Source organism: Neomegalonema sp. (genome assembly GCF_028688855.1).
GTDB lineage: Bacteria > Pseudomonadota > Alphaproteobacteria > Rhodobacterales > Rhodobacteraceae > Neomegalonema.
In genome coordinates this window covers 186,803-205,888 of sequence record NZ_JAQTXI010000002.1, presented here as the reverse complement: position 1 = coordinate 205,888, position 19,086 = coordinate 186,803, and the positions used below count along the sequence as shown (strand labels likewise).

Genomic DNA, 19,086 nt, shown 5'->3' with positions numbered 1-19,086 from the left:
GATCTCTGGAGCCGTCTGGAAGGATCAGCGGTAGACGCCCGCCAGCTCCTCGACGAGGCCGATGTTGTCCTTGGTCACGAAGCCGGGGCCGGAGTTGATGGAGTTGCCCGGAACCACGCCGTAACGGGCGAGGTTGGTCAGGATCACCACCGGCAGATAGCCCTGCAGATAGGGCTGCTGGTCGATGGCGAAGGCGATGGCGCCCGCCTTGATCCCCTCGGAGATGGTCGGCGAGAGATCGAAGGTCGCGAAATAGACCTCGCCCGCGAGGCCCTGATCCTGGAGCGCCTTCAGCGTCGGTTCGGCGGAGTTCGGGCCGAGCGCGAGAATGGCGTCGGTGTCCGAATTGGCGTTGAGATAGGCCGAAACCTTGTTGGAGACCTCGCCGGGATCCATGCCCGAGTCGATCATGCGTCCCTCCAGCGAGACGCCGAGCGCGTCGGCGAAGCCCTGGCAGCGCTCCACCGAGGCGGGATTGGTGATGTAGTGGTTGACGCAGACGAAATTCGTCGCGCCGTCGGCTTTGGCCCGCAGGCCCGCGCCATGGCCCGCGTCATATTCCGGCTGGCCGACGTGCAGCAGCGCCCCGAGGCTCTGCGACTGCGCCACCGTGCCGGAGTTGATCGTGATGACCGGAATGCCGCCGTCCACCGCCGCGCGGATGGGGCCCGACAGGACGTCGTAATCGGCGATGGTGACGATGATGCCGTCGGCGCCGGCGGCGGTCGCCTGCTCGACGATGCGGGCCATGTCGGCCAGATCGCCGGTCGGCGGATTGCGGTATTCGACGGTCACGTCCATCTGGTCCGCCGCCACCCGGAGGGCGTTCTTGATGGTGTTCCACCAGCTGTCGGAATCGGGGGCGTGGCTGACGAGCACGAAGCGCTCGCCCTCCGCGAGGGCCGGGCCGACGGCGCCCGCCGTCAGGACGAGCGCGGCCGCAAGAGCGGCGCGGGTTTTCGACATGGGATCCTCCCTTAGAGGTGAATGGGGCTGTTGTTCGCCCTCTGATTTTGGAATTTTTATTCCATTTATCGAAATTGTCAATTTTTTTGTTCTGGAATCTCCGCCTCCCGTTTGACCCCCACCGCCACCGCCAGAGCCGAAGCCAGCGACAGCGTGGCGGTCAGGGGCCGGAAGGCCCCGACGTCGGCCTCCTTCACCAGCAGCGCCCGGCGCGCATGCGCCAGAAGCGGACTGGCGAGGGTGTCCGTCAGGACGGCGACCGGCAGGCCTCGGGCGGCGGCGGCTTCGGCGAAGGCCACGGTCTCCTCGGAATAGGGCGCGAAGGAGATCGCCAGAGCCGCGTCTCCGGGCCTCAGGGCCGCCCGTCGCTCCAGACGCCCCGCGAGATCGTGATTCATGGCCGGAATCTCCATCTTCTCGAAGACATAGGCCAGATAGAGCGCCACCGGACCGGCTCGCCTCAGGCCCATGACGTGGATCATGCGGGCGCGGGCCAGCAGGGCGGCGGCCTCCTCCAGGTCGGCCGGATCGAGGGTCTTGGCGAGGGTCTCCAGCGAATCGCGCCCGGCCTCGACGAAGGCCGCGAGCAGCCCCGGCGCGCTGCGGTCGCCTCTGGCGCGGAGCTTCTCCAGACGCACGCCGTAATCGGGCCAGAGATAGCCCTCGCGATAGATGGTCTGGAAATCCGAGAAGCCCGCATAGCCCAGCGCCTGACAGAACCGCACGAAGGCGGAAGGCGGGGCCTCGGCGCCCGCCGCGAGCTGCGCCACCGTCGAGACGGCCACGCGGTCGGGATGCGCCAGCGCCCATTCCGCGCATTGGCGCAGACGCTTGGGCAGATCCGGCGCCAGAGCCGCGATGCGCCTTTGCAGCGCCTCCAGATCGGCGGGCGGGGCGGGAGAGGGGGAGGAATGCGGAGAAGCCATGCTCGCCTTTCGACTTGACAGACGGAAACTCTGTTCCGCATCATCCAGCGAATGGAAAAAAAATTCCAATTTTAAATGCAGGGGAGGCGCGAACCGTCATGGTTCAGCAGGAGATCGGCGTCGGACTCGTCGGGACGGGCTTCATGGGCAAGACCCACGCCCTCGCCTGGCGGTCGGCGCGGGCCGTCATGGGGCGCGATCTGCCCCGCGTGAGGCTGGAGGCGCTCTGCGATCAGCCGCTCTCCCGCGCCGAGGCCATGGCCGATCAGCTCGGCTTCGCCCGCGCGACCGGCGACTGGCGCGCGCTCATGGCCGATCCGCGAATCGACGTGGTGTCGATCGCCACGCCCAACGCCCTGCATCATGACATGGCTCTCGCGGCTCTCGGGGCGGGGAAGCATGTCTGGTGCGAGAAGCCCATGGCCCTGACCCTGGACCAGGCCCGCGCCATGGAGGCCGCCGCCCGCGCTGCGGGACGTCAGACGCTGGTGGGCTACAACTACATCCGCAATCCGGCCTTCCGCCATGCGCTGAAGCTGATTCGCGAGGGCGTCATCGGGCGTCCCGTGCATTTCCGCGGCTGGGTGGACGAGGATTATCAGGCCGATCCGGATCTTCCCTGGACCTGGCGCGCGAAGCTCTCGGAGGCGGGCCTCGGGACTCTGGGCGACCTCGGCTGTCATCTGGTCTCCTTCATGAGCGAGCTGATGGGTCCGGCGGAGAGCCTGCTTGCGGAGACCCAGATCATCCACGAGACGCGGCCTCTGCCGGAGGGCGGCGGGCGCGGACCGGTCGAGAACGAGGATGTCGCGAACGCCCTGATCCGCTTCGCCAGCGGCGCGCAAGGCGTCTTCACGACCTCGCGTTCGGCCTGGGGCCGCAAGAACCGCCTCGGCTGGGAGATCCACGGGCTGAAGGGCATGCTGATCTTCGATCAGGAGCGCATGAACGAGCTTCAGCTTTACGTCAACGAGGGCCCCAGAGGCTCTCAGGGCTTCCGGACCATCCTGACCGGGCCGGAGCATCCGCCTTTCGGCGGCTTCGTGCCTGCGCCGGGGCATCAGCTCGGCTTCCTCGACCTCAAGACCATCGAGGCGGCGGAGTTCCTGCGCGGACTCGGAGGCGGCGCGGCCGCCCGTCCGGATTTCTCCGAGGCCCTGAAGATCGAGATTTTCATCCACGCCGTGGCTCTGTCCGCCCGGGAGGGGCGGAGAGTCCGCCTTTCGGAGTTCGACTCATGACGCTGAACATCGCCCTTCTGGGCGCGGGCCGGATCGGCAAGGTCCATGCGAAGGCGGTGGCGGCTCAGCCTTCGGCGCGGCTGAGCGCGGTCCACGACGCCTCGACGGAGGCGGCGCAGGCTCTGGCCTCGGCCCATGGCTGCGCGGTGCGTTCGCTGGAGGAGATCCAGGTCGATCCGGCCGTGCAGGCCGTGCTGATCTGCACCCCCACCGACACCCACGCCGACCTCATCGAGCGCTTCACGGCGGCGGGCAAGGCGGTCTTCTGCGAGAAGCCGGTGGATCTGGACATCGGCCGCGTGCGGTCCTGCCTCAAGGCCGTGGAGGCGGTCGGCGGCAAGCTGATGATCGGCTTCAACCGGCGGTTCGATCCGCATTTCGCGGCGGTCAAGGCGGCCATCGAGGCCGGAAAGATCGGCAAGGTGGAGATGGCGACCATCACCAGCCGCGACCCCGGCCTGCCGCATCTGGAGTATCTGCCGCGCTCGGGCGGAATCTTCCGCGACATGACCATCCATGATTTCGACATGGCGCGTCATCTGCTCGGCGAGGAGATCGCGAAGGTTCAGGCCAGCGCGGCGGCTCTGGTGGATCCGCGCGTGGCGGAGCTCGGAGATTTCGACAGCGCCAGCGTGATCCTGACCACGGCTTCGGGGCGTCAGGCGCTGATCTCGAACTCGCGCCGGGCGAGCTACGGCTACGACCAGCGCATCGAGGTCCATGGCTCGGAGGGCATGATCTCCGCCGAGAACCAGCGCGCCTACGACATCGAGCTGGCGACGAAGGCGGGCTATCTGCGTCCGCCCCTGCAGGATTTCTTCATGACCCGCTACGCCGCCGCCTATGAGGCGGAGATCGCGGCCTTCATCCGCATGGCCGTGGAGGGCGCCGCGCCCTCGCCGGGCGGCCATGACGGACTGAAGGCTCTGGAGATCGCCGAAGCGGCCTTGCTCTCGGTGAAGGAGGGCCGCGCGGTCGCGATCTGACCCGGGCGGGAGGGAAATCGGCGCCGCATCGCGAAAACCGGGATGCGACGCCGCCTTTCTCCGCCTGTTCAATCATTTGTGAGGAGAAACTCCGACCCCGCCCATCTTGCGTCGGGGAAGGACCGCGCGTAGCTTGCCTGGATTGTCGCATCGCAACACTCCCGGACGCCGCGCCTTTCGGCCTCGAGCGGCGGGATGGACGATGAATCCGGAGCATGTTTCCCAGATGATCGAAGCCTTCAAGAAGCGCCGCACGCAATATGCGCTCGGCAAGACCCTGCCGCTGCCGCCCCAGGAGATCGACGCGCTGATCCGCGAGACGGTGCGCCTTGCGCCTTCCTCCTTCAACTCGCAGAGCTCGCGGGTGGTGGTCCTCTTCGGCGCCGAGAGCGCGAAGCTCTGGAGCATCGTCAAGGAGGCGCTGCGTCCTCTGGTTCCGGCCGCCGACTTCTCCGGCACGGACCGGAAGATCGACAGCTTCGCGGCGGGCGCCGGAACGGCCCTCTTCTTCGAGGATCAGGCCGTGGTGAGCGATCTCCAGGAGAAATTCCCGCTTTACGCCGCGAATTTCCCCGGCTTCTCGATGCAGTCGGGCGGGATGGCGCAATTCGCCGTCTGGACCGCTCTGGCCGACGTCGGCCTGGGCGCGAGCCTCCAGCATTACAATCCGCTGATCGACGCCGAGGTGGCGAAGGCCTGGGATCTCCCGACCTCCTGGAAGCTGATGGCCCAGATGCCCTTCGGCTCCAACGAGGCGCCCCTCGCCGCCAAGACCTTCATCCCGGACGAAACGCGCTTCCGCACCTTCGCCTGAATCCAAAAAGACGAGCCCCCTCTCTTGCGGGAGGGGGCTCGTCTCCAGGCTGCGCGGCTTCAGCGACGCCCGCGACGCCCCTGTTGCAGGCGGCGCAGGACGTCGATCATGACGTCCACCTCCGCGCAGGTGTTGTAGAAGGCCAGCGAGGGCCGCACCGTCGTTTCGAGCCCGAGCCGCCTCAGGATGGGTTGGGCGCAGTGATGCCCCGCCCGCACCGCGACGCCTTCGCGATCCAGAGCCGCGCCGACTTCGCGCGTCTCCCAGCCCTCCAGGACGAAGGACAGCACGCTCGCCTTTTCGCGCGCGGTCCCGATCAGCCGGAGGCCCGGAATCTCGCGCATGCGCTGGGTGGCGTAGAGCAAGAGCTCATGTTCGTAGCGCGCGATGGCCGGACGCCCGATCCGCTCGACGTAATCCAGAGCCGCCGCCAGCCCCACCGCATCGGCGATGTTGCCGGTGCCCGCCTCGAAACGCGAGGGCGGCGGCTGATAGACGATGCGCTCGAAGGTGACGTCGGCGATCATGTTGCCGCCGCCTTGCCAGGGCGGAGTCTTCTCCCAGATCTCCTTGCGGCCCCAGACGGCGCCGATTCCGGTCGGCCCGAAGACCTTGTGGCCGGAGAACACGAAGAAGTCGCAGTCGATCTCCCGGACGTTCACCGGCATGTGCGAGACCGATTGCGCGCCGTCCACCAGCACCGTGGCGCCATGGCGCCTGGCGATGGCGGTCAGAACCTCGACCGGGTTGACCGTGCCCACGGCGTTGGCCACCTGCGTGATGGAGACCAGCTTCGTGCGCGGCCCGATCAGGCGCTCGAACTCCTCGACGAGCAGTTCGGCGTCGTCGTTCACCGGAGCCACCTTCAGCTTCGCGCCGGTTTCGGCGCAGAGCTGGCTCCAGGGGACGATGTTCGCGTGATGCTCCAGATGGGTGACGAGGATCTCGTCGCCCTCGCGGATGTTCGCGCGGCCCCAGCTTTTGGCGATGAGGTTGATTCCCTCGGTGGTTCCCCGGACGAAGACCACCTCGCCGGAGCTTCCCGCGCCGAGAAATCGCGCCACGGTCTCGCGGGCCTTGTCATAGGCTTCATCCGCGCGGGCGGCGATGGCGTGGGCCGCGCGATGGATGTTCGAGTTCTCATGGGCGTAGAAATGCGCCAGCCGGTCGATGACCACCTGAGGCTTCTGCGTGGTGGCGGCGTTGTCGAACCAGATCAGCGGCTTGCCATGGACGCGCTCGCTCAGGATCGGGAAATCCCTGCGAATCGAGCCCACGTCGAAGATCCGGTGGCCCTGATCCAGATCGCGGCTCAGGCCCGGCGCGAGCCGAGAGGAAATCTCCGGCGCGCGGGCCTCCGCCGGAGCGCGCGCTTCGGCCTGAGGGAGGCGGGGAGCCTCCGCCAGAGGGGCGCGGGCTTCGGGACCGCGCGCCTCCCGCAGGAAGCCGTAGCCGCCTTCGGGAGAGGGCTGGGCGGTCGGCTCGGGAGCCGACCCCTCCCACAGGGCGTGGGGCGCGAGCTTCAGGACTTCCGCCAGAGCCAGTCCCAGAGCCTCCGGCAGGCCGCCGGGTCCGCTCTGGGGCGGGGCCTGGGGAAGCTCGAATCCGCTGACGCCGAAGCCCGGACGCGGCGCATGGAGCGCCGCGGCGGAGGGCGCCGCCAGAGGCTGGACATGCGGAGGCTCGATTCCGCCCGTTCCGGAGGAACCCGGAGCAGGCAGGCTTCCGGGGCTTCCGCCGAAGCTGGGCCTCGGGGCCTGCAGGGCGGCCTGCGAGGGCGCCGCCAGAGGCTGGGCCTGCGGATGAGGCGCGCCGGGCGGAGCCTGGAACAGGGCGTTCGCCAGAGCGGCGATGGTCCCTGCGTCGGGCCAGCCGGGCGGGGCTCCGCCGCCCGACCCGCCTTCCGGCTCAGACGTAGGAGTCAGGATAGGCATGATATTTCGTCACATCCACGTCTTCGAGGGCTGCGATGGCGTCGTGGGTCAGGATCGCCGAGGAGCAGTAGAGCGAGATGAGATAGGAGGCGATGGCCTTGCGGTTGATGCCCATGAAGCGCACCGAAAGGCTCGGCTGGATCTCGCCGGGGACGCCCGGCTGGAACAGGCCGATCACGCCCTGCTTCTTCTCTCCGGTGCGGATCAGCAGGATCGTGGATTTGCCCTTGGCGTCGATGGGCAGCTTGTCCGAAGGCACCAGCGGCAGGCCGCGCCAGGTCAGGAAGGGCTGGCCGAAGAGCGTGACGGTCGGAGGCGGCACGCCGCGACGGGTGCATTCGCGCCCGAAGGCCGCGATGGCCCGCGGATGGGCGAGGAAGAAGGAGGGCTCCTTCCAGACCTTCGAGATCAGTTCGTCCAGATCGTCGGGAGTGGGGGCGCCGGTGCGGGCCTTGATTCTCTGGCGCTTGTCGGTGTTGGCGATCAGGCCGTATTCGGCGTTGTTGATGAGCTCGCTTTCCTGACGCTCCTTGACCTTCTCGATGAGCAGGCGGAGCTGCTCCTGGATCTGGTCGTAGGGGGCGTTGTAGAGATCGGAGACGCGCGTCTGGACGTCGAGCACCGTGGTGACGGCGTTCAGCGAATATTCGCGCGGATTCAGCTCGTAATCGACGAAGGCCTCGGGCAGGTCGGGGTCGCGGTCGCGCGGCGGCGAGCATTCGACCTGCGCGTCGGCGAGCTGGCCTCCCGCCTCCTCCTTGACGCGGTTCAGCCGGTAGATGCCCGCCTCGACCGGCGTCCAGGGCAGGAAGGACACCAGCCAGCGCGGCGTGACTCCGGACCATTGAGCCCGGGTCTTGGTCGCGTTGGCGAGTTGGCGCGCGGCGGCTTCGCTCAGCGTGCGCCGGGCGACGGATTCTTCGCTCATTCGGTCTTCCCCCAGTCCGCTCCCGCCGAGCATGGCGGAGGCGGAGAATTGCGTGACGTCCCGAGCCATAGACCGAAAGCTTCAGAAGTTTATGGAATTAGAAATCATGATTTATTGCGTTTTGCGCATTTGAAGGCGGGATCCGGCGCCCGCGAACCGCATTTCTCGCAGCCTGGGTGTTGCAAATCTGAAAAACCGGCCTAATATCCTGCGCATCGACTATTGCTTGTGACGCTGGCCCGGAGCGATTCGCTCAAGTCCGATTTCCTTTCAAAGACTCGATCTCATCCCGCAGGGCATCGCGGGAACACCAACGGTTGCTTGAAAAAGGAAATCGTCATGAACACCGGTACTGTGAAGTGGTTCAACGCCACCAAGGGCTTCGGCTTCATCCAGCCCGACAGCGGCGGCCCGGACGTCTTCGTCCACATCTCCGCCGTCGAGCGCGCCGGATGGCGCTCGCTCGCCGACGGCCAGAAGATCGGCTACGACATCGTGCAGGACCGTCGGTCCGGCAAGAACTCGGCCGACAATCTGCAGGCGATCTGATTCTCCAGGCTGCTTCCGCCGGGCGCGACGCGCAGGCGGCTCCAGCCCGAGGACGACGCATTCGAGAGGCCGGACGCAAGTCCGGCCTCTTTCATTCTGGCGGGACGAATCCCGATCCCGCCCGCGCCTCCGCGCGCTATCTTCCGGGATTGTCGGGGTCGGGCTCCTCCAGCGTGAGGGCGCCTTGCTCCAGGATGGCCTCCATGGCGACGTAGCTTGAGGTCGCATGCAGATGGGGCAGGGCGGAGAGCCTTTCGCCCATGATGCGCCGATAATCGGCCATGTCTCTGGCCCGGATCTTGAGGAGGTAGTCGAATCCTCCGGCGATCATGTGGCATTCCTCGACTTCCGGAATGGCCTTCACGGCGGCGTTGAACTGCTTGAGCGCGGTTTCGCGGGTGTCGGAGAGCTTCGCCTCGACGTAGACCACATGAGTCAGCCCGAGCCGGATCGGCGAGAGGATCGCCCGATATCCCGTGATGAGTCCGGCCTCCTCCATCTGCCTGACGCGCAGCGCCACGGGGGTTTTCGTGAGTCCCACCCGTCGCGCCAGCTCGCTGACGGGAATCCGGGCGTTGCGCTGCAATTCCAGCAGGATGCGGCGGTCGGCGGCGTCGAGTTCGAAGGCCAAGCCTGAATCTCCCCTGATCTTTGCTCCATTCGCCCATGATAACGCGCAAGATCAGGCGCATCGACCATGAGGAATCCGTTATTCCTGATCTCAGCGCTTCCTCTGTCGAGGATCTGGAGATCGCCATGGTCGAGTCCCCTTCGCTTTTGTCTCCCGCCGCCAAATTCGCCGCCAAATTCGCCGACGAACAGGCCGTGCTTGAACGCCTGCTCGCCGAGGCCGCCCTCCCCGAGAGCCTGCGGGCGGCGGCTTCGCTCCGGGCTGCGGATCTGGTGCGCCGCATCCGCGCGGGGGCCTCGCCTTCGCTGATGGAGAACTTCCTCGCGGAATACGGGCTTTCGACCCGCGAGGGCGTGGCGCTGATGTGCCTCGCCGAGGCCATGCTCCGCGTGCCCGACGCCGAGACCATCGACGCCCTGATCGAGGACAAGATCGCGCCTTCCGACTGGAGCCTGCATCTGGGCTCGGCGGCTTCGCCTCTGGTCAACGCCTCGACCTGGGCGCTCATGCTGACGGGCCGCGTGCTGGACGACGATCAGCCGGGACTCGTGGGCCTGCTGCGCGGCGCGGTGAAGCGCCTCGGCGAGCCGGTGATCCGTCTGGCGGTGGGCCGGGCGATGAAGGAGATGGGCCGTCAGTTCGTGCTCGGCGAGACCATCGGGAAGGCCATGTCCCGCGCGAAGGAGCGCGAGGCTCAGGGCTTCACCTACAGCTACGACATGCTCGGCGAGGCGGCGCTGACCTCCGCCGACGCCGCGCGCTACGCCCGCTCCTACGAGCAGGCCATCGCCGCCTTGGCGGGCGCCTGCGTCAAGGGCTCGGTGGAGGCCAATCCGGGGATTTCGGTGAAGCTTTCGGCGCTGCATCCGCGATACGAGGCGGCGCAGGAGGCGCGGGTCATGGCCGAGCTGGTCCCGCGGGCGCGGCGTCTGGCGCTTCAGGCGCGCGCGGCGAACATGGGCTTCAACATCGACGCCGAGGAGCAGGACCGCCTGATCCTCTCGCTGAAGGTGATCGAGGCGATTCTCGAAGATCCCGCCTTCGCGGGCTGGGACGGCTTCGGCGTGGTGGTTCAGGCCTATGGCAAGCGGGCGGGTCTGGTCCTCGACCGGCTGAACGCGCTCGCCGCGCGGCTGGACCGGCGGATCATGGTGCGTCTGGTGAAGGGCGCCTATTGGGATTCCGAGATGAAGCGGGCTCAGGTCGAGGGCCTGCCGGATTTCACGCTCTTCACCTCCAAGACCGCCACCGACGTGAGCTATCTCACGCTGGCGAAGAAGCTGTTCGGCTACGCCGACCGGATCTATCCGCAATTCGCGACCCACAACGCCCAGACCGCCGCCGCCGTCCTGGAGCTGGCCGAGGGCCGTCCTTTCGAGTTCCAGCGTCTGCATGGCATGGGCGAGCGCCTGCACGACATCCTGTTGAAGGAGACGGGCGGACGCTGCCGCATCTATGCGCCGGTGGGGGCGCATCGCGATCTGCTGGCCTATCTGGTGCGGCGTCTGCTGGAGAACGGCGCGAATTCCTCCTTCGTGCATCAGATCGTGGATGAAGGCGTCGCGCCCGAGACCATCGCCGCCGATCCCGTCGCGGCTCTGGCCGAGGCCAGGGCTCCGGCGAATCTGAAGCGTCCGGAGGCGCTCTTCGGCGCCGGGCGGCGCAATGCGCGCGGCTTCGATCTGACCGACGCCGAGACTCTGGCGCGCATCGACTCCGCCCGCGCCGTGGAGATCCCCGAGGCCGGGCCGATCCTCGCTGTGGAGGCCGCGCCCGCAGGCGAGGGGCATCCGCTCCTCAACCCCGCCACGGGCGAGCCGGTCGCGCTGGTGCGGGAGGCGGGCGAAGCCGAGGCGCAAGCGGCTCTGGGGGCGGCGCGTCCATGGGCGGCCTCCGTGGCGGAGCGCGCGGCGGTTCTGCGTCGGGCCGCCGATCTCTATGAAGCGGATTTCGGGCCCTTCTTCGCGGTTCTGGCGCGCGAGGCGGGCAAGACTCTGCCCGATTGCCTCGGCGAACTCCGCGAGGCCGTGGATTTCCTCCGCTATTACGCCGCCGAGGCGGAGAACCTTCCTCCGGACGCCGAGCCTCTGGGGGTCTTCGCGGCGATTTCGCCGTGGAATTTCCCTCTGGCGATCTTCACGGGACAGATCGCGGCGGCTCTGGCGACGGGAAACGGCGTGCTCGCCAAGCCCGCCGAACAGACGCCCCTGGTCGCGGCCATGGCGGTGCGGCTGCTGCATGAGGCCGGAGTCCCGCCTTCGGCGCTGCAGCTCCTGCCCGGCCCCGGCGAGACGGTCGGGGCGGCGCTGACCTCCGATCCGCGAATCTCGGGCGTGGTCTTCACCGGCTCCACCGAGACGGCCCGACGCATCCGCCGGAGCATGGCCGAGGGCCTGTCTCCTTCGGCGCCGCTGATCGCCGAGACGGGCGGCCTGAACGCGATGATCGTCGATTCCACCGCCCTCCCCGAGCAGGCGGCGCGGGATGTGGTGGCTTCGGCCTTCCGTTCGGCGGGCCAACGCTGTTCGGCCCTGCGCTGCCTCTATCTTCAGGAGGAGATCGCTCCTCACATGATCGAGATGATCAGGGGCGTGATGGACGAGCAGAATCTCGGCGATCCCTGGAGGCTCTCCACCGACATTGGTCCGGCCATCGACGTCGAGGCGCGGGACTCCATCGAGGCTTACCTCGAAGCCGCAGAGGCGCAGGGCCGCCTGATCCATCGCCTGACCAAACCTGCGGAGGGATGTTTCGTCTCTCCGGCGATGATCCGCGTCGCGGGGATCGAGGAGCTCGAACGCGAGGTCTTCGGCCCGGTCCTGCATGTCGCGACCTGGAAGGCGGGCGATCTGGAGAAGATCGCGGCGGCGATCAACGCCCGCGGCTACGGCCTGACCTTCGGCCTGCATACGCGCATCGATTCCCGCGTCCAGGAGATGGCCGACCGCATTCAGGCGGGGAATCTCTATGTGAACCGCAACCAGATCGGGGCGGTGGTGGGCAGCCAGCCCTTCGGCGGCGAGGGCCTCTCCGGCACAGGCCCCAAGGCGGGCGGGCCGCTCTATCTGGCGCGTTTCCTCAAGCCTGCGCCCGGCCCTGCGGGCGAGCCCTGGACCCGGGAGGCCGATCTCTTGACGCTGCGTCGCCGCCTCGCGGAGACCGGCGCGGATCTCCCGAAGATCGAGACCCGCGCCATGCCCGGCCCCACCGGCGAGACCAACCGCCTGACGCTCTTCGCGCGCGCGCCGGTCCTCTGCCTCGGCCCCGGAGAAGCCGCCCTGCAGGCGCAAATTCAGGCGGTGCGGGCTCTGGGCGGCCTGGCGGTCGGGGCGGAGGGGAATCTCGCGCCCGAGGCTCTGGCTGGCCTCGCAGGCTTCGGCGGAGTCCTCTGGTGGGGCGCAGAAGCCGAAGCCCGCAGATATGCGCAGGCTCTGGCGGCGCGTCCGGGTCCGATCCTGCCTCTGATCGGCGGGCGGCCGGATCTCGCCCATGTGGCCCATGAGCGCCATCTCTGCGTCGACGTGACCGCCGCAGGCGGAGACGCCGCCCTGCTGGCCGGAGGCGTCGGGAGCTGACTCCTCCCGCGCCGGATCCCGCCCCGAGGAAAGCCCGCCGGAAAACTTCCGGCGGGATCCAGGGCGCGCCCTTCCCATAAGTAATAAAGTATGATTTATTGAGTCGGGGATGGAGACGTATCCCATGGGAGGAAAAAAAATCATGATTCACCGCAACACCCTGCGCGGGCTTCTGCTCGGCGCGGCGATGCTGACCCCCGCCTCGGCCCGGGCGGCGGGCGAGACCATCGGCTTTTCCCAGATCGGTTCGGAATCGGGCTGGCGCGCCGCCGAGACCACCGTCACCCGTCAATCCGCGACCGAACGCGGCTATGACCTGAAATTCGCCGACGCCCAGCAGAAGCAGGAGAACCAGATCCGGGCCCTGCGCAGCTTCATCGCCCAGGGCGTGGACGCGATCCTCGTGGCGCCGGTCGTGGCCACGGGCTGGGACGAGGTGCTCAAGGAGGCCAGGGACGCCGAGATCCCCGTCGTGCTCCTCGACCGCACCGTGGACGCCCCCGACGACCTCTACCTCACCGCCGTCACCTCCGACACCGTGCATGAAGGCGTCGTCGCGGGCGACTGGCTGAAGGAGGCCGTCGGAGACCGCGCCTGCAACATCGTCGAGCTTCAGGGCACCACCGGATCCTCTCCGGCCATCGCGCGCAAGAAGGGCTTCGAGCAGTCCATCGCCTCGGCGCCGAACCTCAAGATCACGCGCAGCCAGACCGGCGACTTCACCCGCGCCCAGGGCAAGGTCGTCATGGAGAGCTTCCTGAAGTCCGAGGGCGGCGCCAACATCTGCGCCCTCTACGCCCATAACGACGACATGGCCGTGGGCGCCATCCAGGCCATCAAGGAGGCGGGGCTGAAGCCCGGTTCGGACATCCTCGTCGTCTCCATCGACGCGGTGCCGGACATCCACCTCGCCATCGCCCAGGGCGAGGCCAACGCCACCGTCGAGCTGACGCCCGACATGGCGGGTCCGGCCTTCGACGCCCTGGAGGCCTTCTGGAAGGACGGAACCCTGCCGCCCAAGTGGATCCAGACCGAATCCCGCCTCTACACCTCCGCCGACGACAATCAGGCCGTCTACGAGGAGAAGAAGGGCCTCGGCTACTGACGTCTCCCGGCTGAAGATCCGCGGCCGGAGGCGTCTTGACGTCTCCGGCCTTCCGGGCCTTCCTGTCAGGCGGAGGGCTTTCTCAGGCTGGGGCGTCCCATGGAGCAGATGGCGGAGCCCGTCCTTCAGGCGACGGGCGTATCGAAGTATTTTCCGGGCGCCATCGCGCTCGACGAAGTGGACCTGCGGCTCTATCCGGGCGAGGTCCATGCGCTGCTCGGCGAGAACGGCGCGGGGAAATCCACGCTGATCAAATGCCTGACCGGCGCCTACGCCCGCGACGGCGGCGCGATCCTGCTGGAGGGCGTCGAGATCGATCCGCGCGATCCCCTCGACAGCCAGCGGCTCGGGATCGGCACGGTCTATCAGGAGGTGAACCTCCTGCCCAATCTGACCGTGGCGGAGAATCTCTTCCTCGGGCGCCAGCCGACGCGCTTCGGCTTCGTGGACCATCGCCGCATGAAGCGGGATTCGGCGCGCATCCTCGCGGAATACGGCCTGGAGATCGATCCGGGGCGGCTCCTGTCGAGCTTCTCCATCGCGGTGCAGCAGATCGTCGCCATCGCGCGGGCGGTGGAGATGTCGGGCAAGGTGCTGATCCTCGACGAGCCCACCGCCAGCCTCGACCGCGAGGAGGTCGAGCTGATGTTCTCCGTGGTGCGCCGCCTGACGGCCCGGGGTCTGGCGGTGGTCTTCATCACGCATTTCCTGGATCAGGTCTTCGCGCTCTGCGACCGGGCGACCATCCTGCGCAACGGGCGGGTGGTCGGCAGCCGCCTTCTGCGCGAGGCCGGCCAGACCGAGATCGTCACCCTGATGCTCGGGCGTCAGCTGGAGGCCGCGACCCGGACGCCCCATGAGGCGGAGCCGGGCGAAGTCCTGCTCTCCTTCGCGGGGTTCGGGCGTCGCGGGGCCATCGAGCCCTTCGACATGACGATCCGCTCGGGCGAGGTGGTGGGGCTGGCGGGTCTTCTGGGCTCGGGCCGCAGCGAGACCTGCGCCGCGATCTTCGGCGCCGCCCCCGCCGACCGGGGCGAGGCCCGGCTGAGGGGCCTTCCGGTCCGGCTGGGCGATCCGCGCGAGGCCGTCGGGCACGGGCTCGCCTTCTGCCCCGAGGACCGCAAGATCGACGGGATCGTGGGCGATCTTTCGGTGCGCGAGAACATCGTCCTTGCGCTTCAGGCGCGTCAGGGCTGGGCGAAGCCCATCTCGCGGGCGCGGGCCCAGGAGATCGCGGAGGGCTACGTCAAGGCGCTGGACATCCGTCTGGCGCATCTCGACATGCCGATCCGGCTCCTGTCGGGCGGCAACCAGCAGAAGGCGCTTCTGGCGCGCTGGCTGGCCACCGAGCCCGCGCTCCTGATCCTCGACGAGCCGACGCGGGGCATCGACGTCGGGGCGCACGCCGAGATCCTCAATCTGATCGAGCGGCTGAGGGCGCGGGGCATGGCGCTTCTGGTGGCCTCCTCGGAGATGGAGGAGCTGGTGGCCTGCGCCGGCCGGGTGATCGTGCTGCGCGACCGTCGCCAGGTGGAGGAGCTGACCGGCGCCGACATTTCGCCCGACGCCATCGTGCGGGCCATCGCAGGCGAGGAGGAGGCGGCGTGATCAAGGCGACTCTCCGGCGCATCGCGCCGCAACTGGCGATTCTGGCGCTGGCTCTGGCGCTGAACTTCATCGTCTTTCCGGATTTCTTCTCGATCCGGATGCAGAACGGCCGTCTCTACGGCAATCTGGTCGACGTGCTGAACCGCGGCGCCCCGACGGCGCTTCTGGCCATCGGGATGACTCTGGTGATCGCCACGCGGGGCATAGATCTGTCGGTGGGGGCGGTCATGGCCATCGCGGGCGCGGTGGCGGCCCTCGCGGTGACGAGCGGCCATCACTGGACGGCGGCGCTCGGGGCGGGGCTTCTGGCGGGCGCGGTCTGCGGGCTCTGGAACGGCTTTCTGGTGGCGGTCCTCGGGATCCAGCCCATCGTCGCCACGCTGGTGCTGATGGTCGCCGGGCGCGGAGTCGCGCAGCTTCTGACCGAGGGCGCGATCCTCACCTTCAACGATCCGGGACTGAGCGGGCTTGGCTCGGGCGCGATCCTCGCCCTGCCGACTCCGGTCTGGATCTGGGTGGGGGTGGCGCTGGCGGCGGGGCTTCTGGTCCGCCGGACGGCGCTCGGCATGCTGATCGAGGCGGTGGGGGTCAACGAGCGTTCGGCGCGTCTGGCGGGGGTGGACTCGCGGGCGCTGCTGATCGCGGTCTATCTGGTGGCGGGGCTCTGCGCGGCTCTGGCGGGGGTGATCGTCGCCGGAGACATCAAGGGCGCCGACGCCAACAACGCCGGACTCTGGATGGAGCTGGACGCCATCCTGGCGGTGGTGATCGGCGGGAATTCGCTGCTCGGCGGACGCTTCTCCATCGCGGCCTCTCTGCTGGGGGCGCTGATCATCCAGTCCGTGAATTCGGCGATCCTGCTGTCGGGGATGCCGGTCGAGTTCAATCTGGTGATCAAGGCCCTGCTGATCATCGCCATTCTGGTGATCCAGTCGCCGAAGGTGAAGCGCGCCGTCTATCTGCTGCGGGCCTCGACCGGGCAGCCCGCCCGCGAGACGCGCCCTCCGGCTCCGCGCCGACCCGCCGAGGAGGGCAGGACATGAGACATTCCCCCCGTCTGCCGCTTTACGTCACTCTGGCGACCTTCCTTCTGGCGCTGATCGCCTGCGTGGCGCAGTTTCCCGCGATGCTGTCGTGGCGGGTGGCGGCCAATCTGCTCACCGACAACGCCTTTCTGGGGATCGTGGCGGTGGGGATGACCTTCGTGATCCTGTCGGGGGGCATCGACCTTTCGGTGGGCTCGGTGATCGCCTTCACGAGCGTCTTTCTGGCGGTGCTCATCCGCGACGCCGGGATTCATCCTCTGGCGGCCTTCGCGCTGGCTCTGGGGGTCTCGACGCTCTTCGGGGCGGCGATGGGGGCGATCATCCATCATCTGGAGATGCCGCCCTTCATCGTGACTCTGGCGGGGATGTTCCTGATGCGCGGGATGGCCTATGTGCTCTCGACGGATTCCGTGCCGGTCACGCACGAGTTCTACGGCTGGCTCCAGTCGCTCTACTGGCGCGCTCCGGATGGCGGCCGCTTCCGGCTGATCGGCTTCCTGATGATCCTGACCTTCCTTCTGGCGATGCTGGCGCTGCACCGGACGCGCTTCGGCCAGAACGTCTACGCCCTGGGCGGCTCGGCCCAGACGGCGCAGCTGATGGGCGTCCCCCTGGCCCGGACGACCATTGGAATCTATGCGGTTTCGGGCGGTCTGGCGGGGTTCGCGGGGATCGTCTATTCGCTCTACACCTCGGCGGGCTACTCGCTGGCGACGGTGGGGGTCGAGCTGGACGCCATCGCGGCGGTGGTGATCGGCGGGACGCTGCTCTCGGGCGGAGCGGGCTTCGTGCTGGGGACTTTCTTTGGCGTTCTGATCATGGGCCTGATACAGACCTACATCGTGTTCGACGGGCAGTTGTCGAGCTGGTGGACCAAGATCGTGATCGGCGGGCTGCTGTTCGCCTTCATCCTGTTGCAGAAGGTGTTGGGTTGGGCGACCACGGCGCGCATTCGACCGGCGACCGCATCCGCCGCGCGATCATGAATCTCTCGGGGGCGGGCGGCTTCGCGGACCGCGCCTTCAACCACACCGCCCATGTGGTCGACCAGATCGGACAGGCCATCGTCGCGGGGGAATATCCCGAAAGGACGATGATTCCCCTGGACCCCGATCTCGAGGAGATGTTCGGCGTCTCGCGCACCGTGATCCGCGAGGCGAAGAAGACGCTCATCGCCAAGGGGATGCTGACCTCCAAGGCCAAGGTGGGGACGCGCGTCCAGCCCTCCTCCGACTGGAACATGTTCGACCCCGACCTGCTGCGCTGGCACAGCATGCAGCGGGCGCCGGGGAAGTTCCTCGAGGAGCTCTTCGAGATCCGGCTGATCTTCGAGCCCGCCGCCGCCGCCCGTCTGGCCGAGATCGCCCGGCCGGAGGATCATGCGGCTCTGGCCCGCCAATGCGCCAGCCTGGAGGCGGCGCGCAGTCGGGCGGCCTTCGCGGCGGCGGATCTCGAATTCCACAAGCTGATGCTGCGTCTGTCGGGAAACCGCTTTCTGGCCTCCCTGGGCGATCTGGTGCAGGCGGCGCTCTATTCGCTGCTGGCCGCCGAGGGCTCCGGAGAGGCCCGCAGCCCCGAGGAGATGCGCGAAGTGGCGCAGAAGCATCGGGCCATCGTCGCGGCCGTGACGGAGGGCTCGCCGGAGCGGGCGCGTCAGGCCATGGCGGCGGTGATCGCCGACGCCCATCACGAGCTCTTCCGCGCCCGCGAAAAGGCCATCCGCGGGGTCTAGGGCCCTGGGTCCTCCGCCGCCTGCCGGGCCGCCTCCCGGGCCGCCTGCCGGATGGAGTCGCGCACCCTTGCGAACAGGGCTTCGGCGGCGCGCGAGATCTCCCGGCCCCTGGCGCGGAGGATCAGATAGGGCTCCACGATCAGGGAGCGGTCCAGCGGCAGACGCCGGAAGCCCGCCGAGACCGGCGGCTCGAGCATCAGGTCGGTCACCTCCTGGGACATGGGCGCGACGGCGTCGGAATCGCGCAGCAGCGCCACGATCATCAGCAGCGAGGAGGTCGTGGCCACGTCGGCGGGCGAGGAGAGGGCTTCGTCATGAAAGGCGGCCTCGATCACGCGGCGGATCGGGGCGCCGTGATCCTGAAGAACCCAGGGCAGCCCGTGCAGGTCGCGCATCGAGACCGGCCCCCGTCCGAGCAGCGGATGGCCGTCGCGCACCATGAGCCGCACCACCTCCTCGCGGGCGGATTCGATCAGGAATCCCCGGTCGTCGAATCCGGGCGGCAGGCGCGCCAGGGCGAAGTCGAGTTCGCCGCGCTCGAGCATCCCGACGAGGGTCGCCGAGGGCGCCACCTCCACCGAGACGTCCACGCCCGGCGCCTCGCCCTTCAGCCCCTGGATGGCCGGCGCCAGATGCCGCAGGGCCGGACCCGTCACGGCGCCCACCCGCGCCAGACCGCCGCGTCCCGAGGTCAGATCGGCGAACTCCCCCGCGAGCAGGGCCTGTTCCTGAAGGAGGCTCCGGGCGCGTCTGGCGACCAGGGCGCCGACGGGCGTGGGCTCCATGCCCTTGGGCCTGCGCAGGAAGAGCCTCTGTCCGAGCCGCGTCTCGATCTCGGCCAGCGCCCGCGAGGCCGCAGGCTGGGTCAGGCCGCAGGCGGCGGCGGCGCGCTGGAGCTGGCCATGCGCCGCGATCTCCGCCACGAGCCGGGTTTGCGCAGGACGCATCTCGCGCAGGAATTCGAGCGCCTTCATGTCGATTCCGCCATGTGGGTTCCTCATCTTGATATTTGAACGATATGTCCCATCCGGTTAGAAAAAGGGAA

The 19,086-nt window shown here is 68.3% G+C and carries 16 protein-coding genes; 10 read left to right on the top strand and 6 right to left on the bottom strand.

The annotated features are described in order from the left end of the window. Positions 1-24: 24 nt before the first annotated feature. Entirely contained in the window at positions 25-966 is a 942-nt protein-coding gene (locus PHN62_RS02430) for a sugar ABC transporter substrate-binding protein (protein ID WP_300145789.1), read from the bottom strand. A 77-nt stretch (positions 967-1,043) separates the two neighbouring features. Beyond that, positions 1,044-1,892, bottom strand: a complete 849-nt coding sequence (locus tag PHN62_RS02425) for a MurR/RpiR family transcriptional regulator (RefSeq protein WP_300145786.1) — start codon at positions 1,890-1,892, stop codon at positions 1,044-1,046. Between the two features lie 98 nt (positions 1,893-1,990). Between PHN62_RS02425 and PHN62_RS02420 the strand changes: the two genes are divergently transcribed. From PHN62_RS02420 to PHN62_RS02410, 3 genes are all read left to right on the top strand, one after another. After that, complete coding sequence (locus tag PHN62_RS02420) at positions 1,991-3,133, top strand: Gfo/Idh/MocA family oxidoreductase (RefSeq protein ID WP_300145783.1); 1,143 nt, start codon at positions 1,991-1,993, stop codon at positions 3,131-3,133. Next, positions 3,130-4,119, top strand: a complete 990-nt coding sequence (iolG, locus tag PHN62_RS02415; protein ID WP_300145781.1) for an inositol 2-dehydrogenase — start codon at positions 3,130-3,132, stop codon at positions 4,117-4,119. The genes PHN62_RS02420 and iolG overlap by 4 nt, the downstream gene beginning before the upstream one ends. A 226-nt stretch (positions 4,120-4,345) precedes the next feature. Beyond that, the gene (locus tag PHN62_RS02410) at positions 4,346-4,933 is read left to right on the top strand and encodes a nitroreductase family protein (protein WP_300145779.1); all 588 of its coding nucleotides are present in this window, start codon (positions 4,346-4,348) and stop codon (positions 4,931-4,933) included. Between the two features lie 59 nt (positions 4,934-4,992). On the opposite strand, the gene PHN62_RS02405 is transcribed toward PHN62_RS02410, so the two are convergent. Then, a complete protein-coding gene (locus PHN62_RS02405) occupies positions 4,993-6,867 on the bottom strand; it encodes a family 2A encapsulin nanocompartment cargo protein cysteine desulfurase (protein WP_300145776.1) in 1,875 nt (624 codons plus the stop codon). Further along, positions 6,842-7,795, bottom strand: coding sequence for a family 2A encapsulin nanocompartment shell protein (locus PHN62_RS02400; RefSeq protein ID WP_300145774.1), 954 nt, complete (start codon positions 7,793-7,795; stop codon positions 6,842-6,844). The genes PHN62_RS02405 and PHN62_RS02400 overlap by 26 nt, the downstream gene beginning before the upstream one ends. 339 nt (positions 7,796-8,134) lie before the next feature. Here PHN62_RS02400 and PHN62_RS02395 point away from each other — a divergent pair, with 339 nt between their 5' ends. Then, entirely contained in the window at positions 8,135-8,344 is a 210-nt protein-coding gene (locus tag PHN62_RS02395) for a cold-shock protein (protein ID WP_300145771.1), read from the top strand. A gap of 136 nt (positions 8,345-8,480) precedes the next feature. Here the strand turns inward: PHN62_RS02395 and PHN62_RS02390 are convergent, their stop codons facing one another. Beyond that, complete coding sequence (locus PHN62_RS02390) at positions 8,481-8,975, bottom strand: Lrp/AsnC ligand binding domain-containing protein (protein WP_300145768.1); 495 nt, start codon at positions 8,973-8,975, stop codon at positions 8,481-8,483. A gap of 125 nt (positions 8,976-9,100) precedes the next feature. Here PHN62_RS02390 and putA point away from each other — a divergent pair, with 125 nt between their 5' ends. From putA to PHN62_RS02360, 6 genes are all read left to right on the top strand, one after another. Further along, entirely contained in the window at positions 9,101-12,550 is a 3,450-nt protein-coding gene (putA, locus tag PHN62_RS02385) for a bifunctional proline dehydrogenase/L-glutamate gamma-semialdehyde dehydrogenase PutA (protein ID WP_300145766.1), read from the top strand. A 142-nt stretch (positions 12,551-12,692) separates the two neighbouring features. Next, positions 12,693-13,655, top strand: a complete 963-nt coding sequence (gene ytfQ, locus PHN62_RS02380) for a galactofuranose ABC transporter, galactofuranose-binding protein YtfQ (protein ID WP_300145763.1) — start codon at positions 12,693-12,695, stop codon at positions 13,653-13,655. 99 nt (positions 13,656-13,754) lie between these two features. After that, on the top strand, positions 13,755-15,263 hold the full coding sequence (locus PHN62_RS02375) for a sugar ABC transporter ATP-binding protein (RefSeq protein WP_300145760.1): 1,509 nt from the start codon (positions 13,755-13,757) through the stop codon (positions 15,261-15,263). Continuing rightward, complete coding sequence (locus PHN62_RS02370) at positions 15,260-16,306, top strand: ABC transporter permease (RefSeq protein WP_300145757.1); 1,047 nt, start codon at positions 15,260-15,262, stop codon at positions 16,304-16,306. The genes PHN62_RS02375 and PHN62_RS02370 overlap by 4 nt, the downstream gene beginning before the upstream one ends. Beyond that, positions 16,303-17,295, top strand: a complete 993-nt coding sequence (gene yjfF, locus PHN62_RS02365; RefSeq protein ID WP_300145754.1) for a galactofuranose ABC transporter, permease protein YjfF — start codon at positions 16,303-16,305, stop codon at positions 17,293-17,295. Before PHN62_RS02370 ends, yjfF begins: the two co-directional genes overlap by 4 nt. After that, positions 17,241-18,041, top strand: coding sequence for a FadR/GntR family transcriptional regulator (locus PHN62_RS02360; protein WP_300145751.1), 801 nt, complete (start codon positions 17,241-17,243; stop codon positions 18,039-18,041). The genes yjfF and PHN62_RS02360 overlap by 55 nt, the downstream gene beginning before the upstream one ends. Here PHN62_RS02360 and PHN62_RS02355 read toward each other — a convergent pair. Beyond that, positions 18,038-19,042, bottom strand: coding sequence for a LysR family transcriptional regulator (locus PHN62_RS02355; protein WP_300145748.1), 1,005 nt, complete (start codon positions 19,040-19,042; stop codon positions 18,038-18,040). The two genes, PHN62_RS02360 and PHN62_RS02355, sit on opposite strands and share 4 nt — an antisense overlap. Positions 19,043-19,086 lie beyond the last annotated feature (44 nt).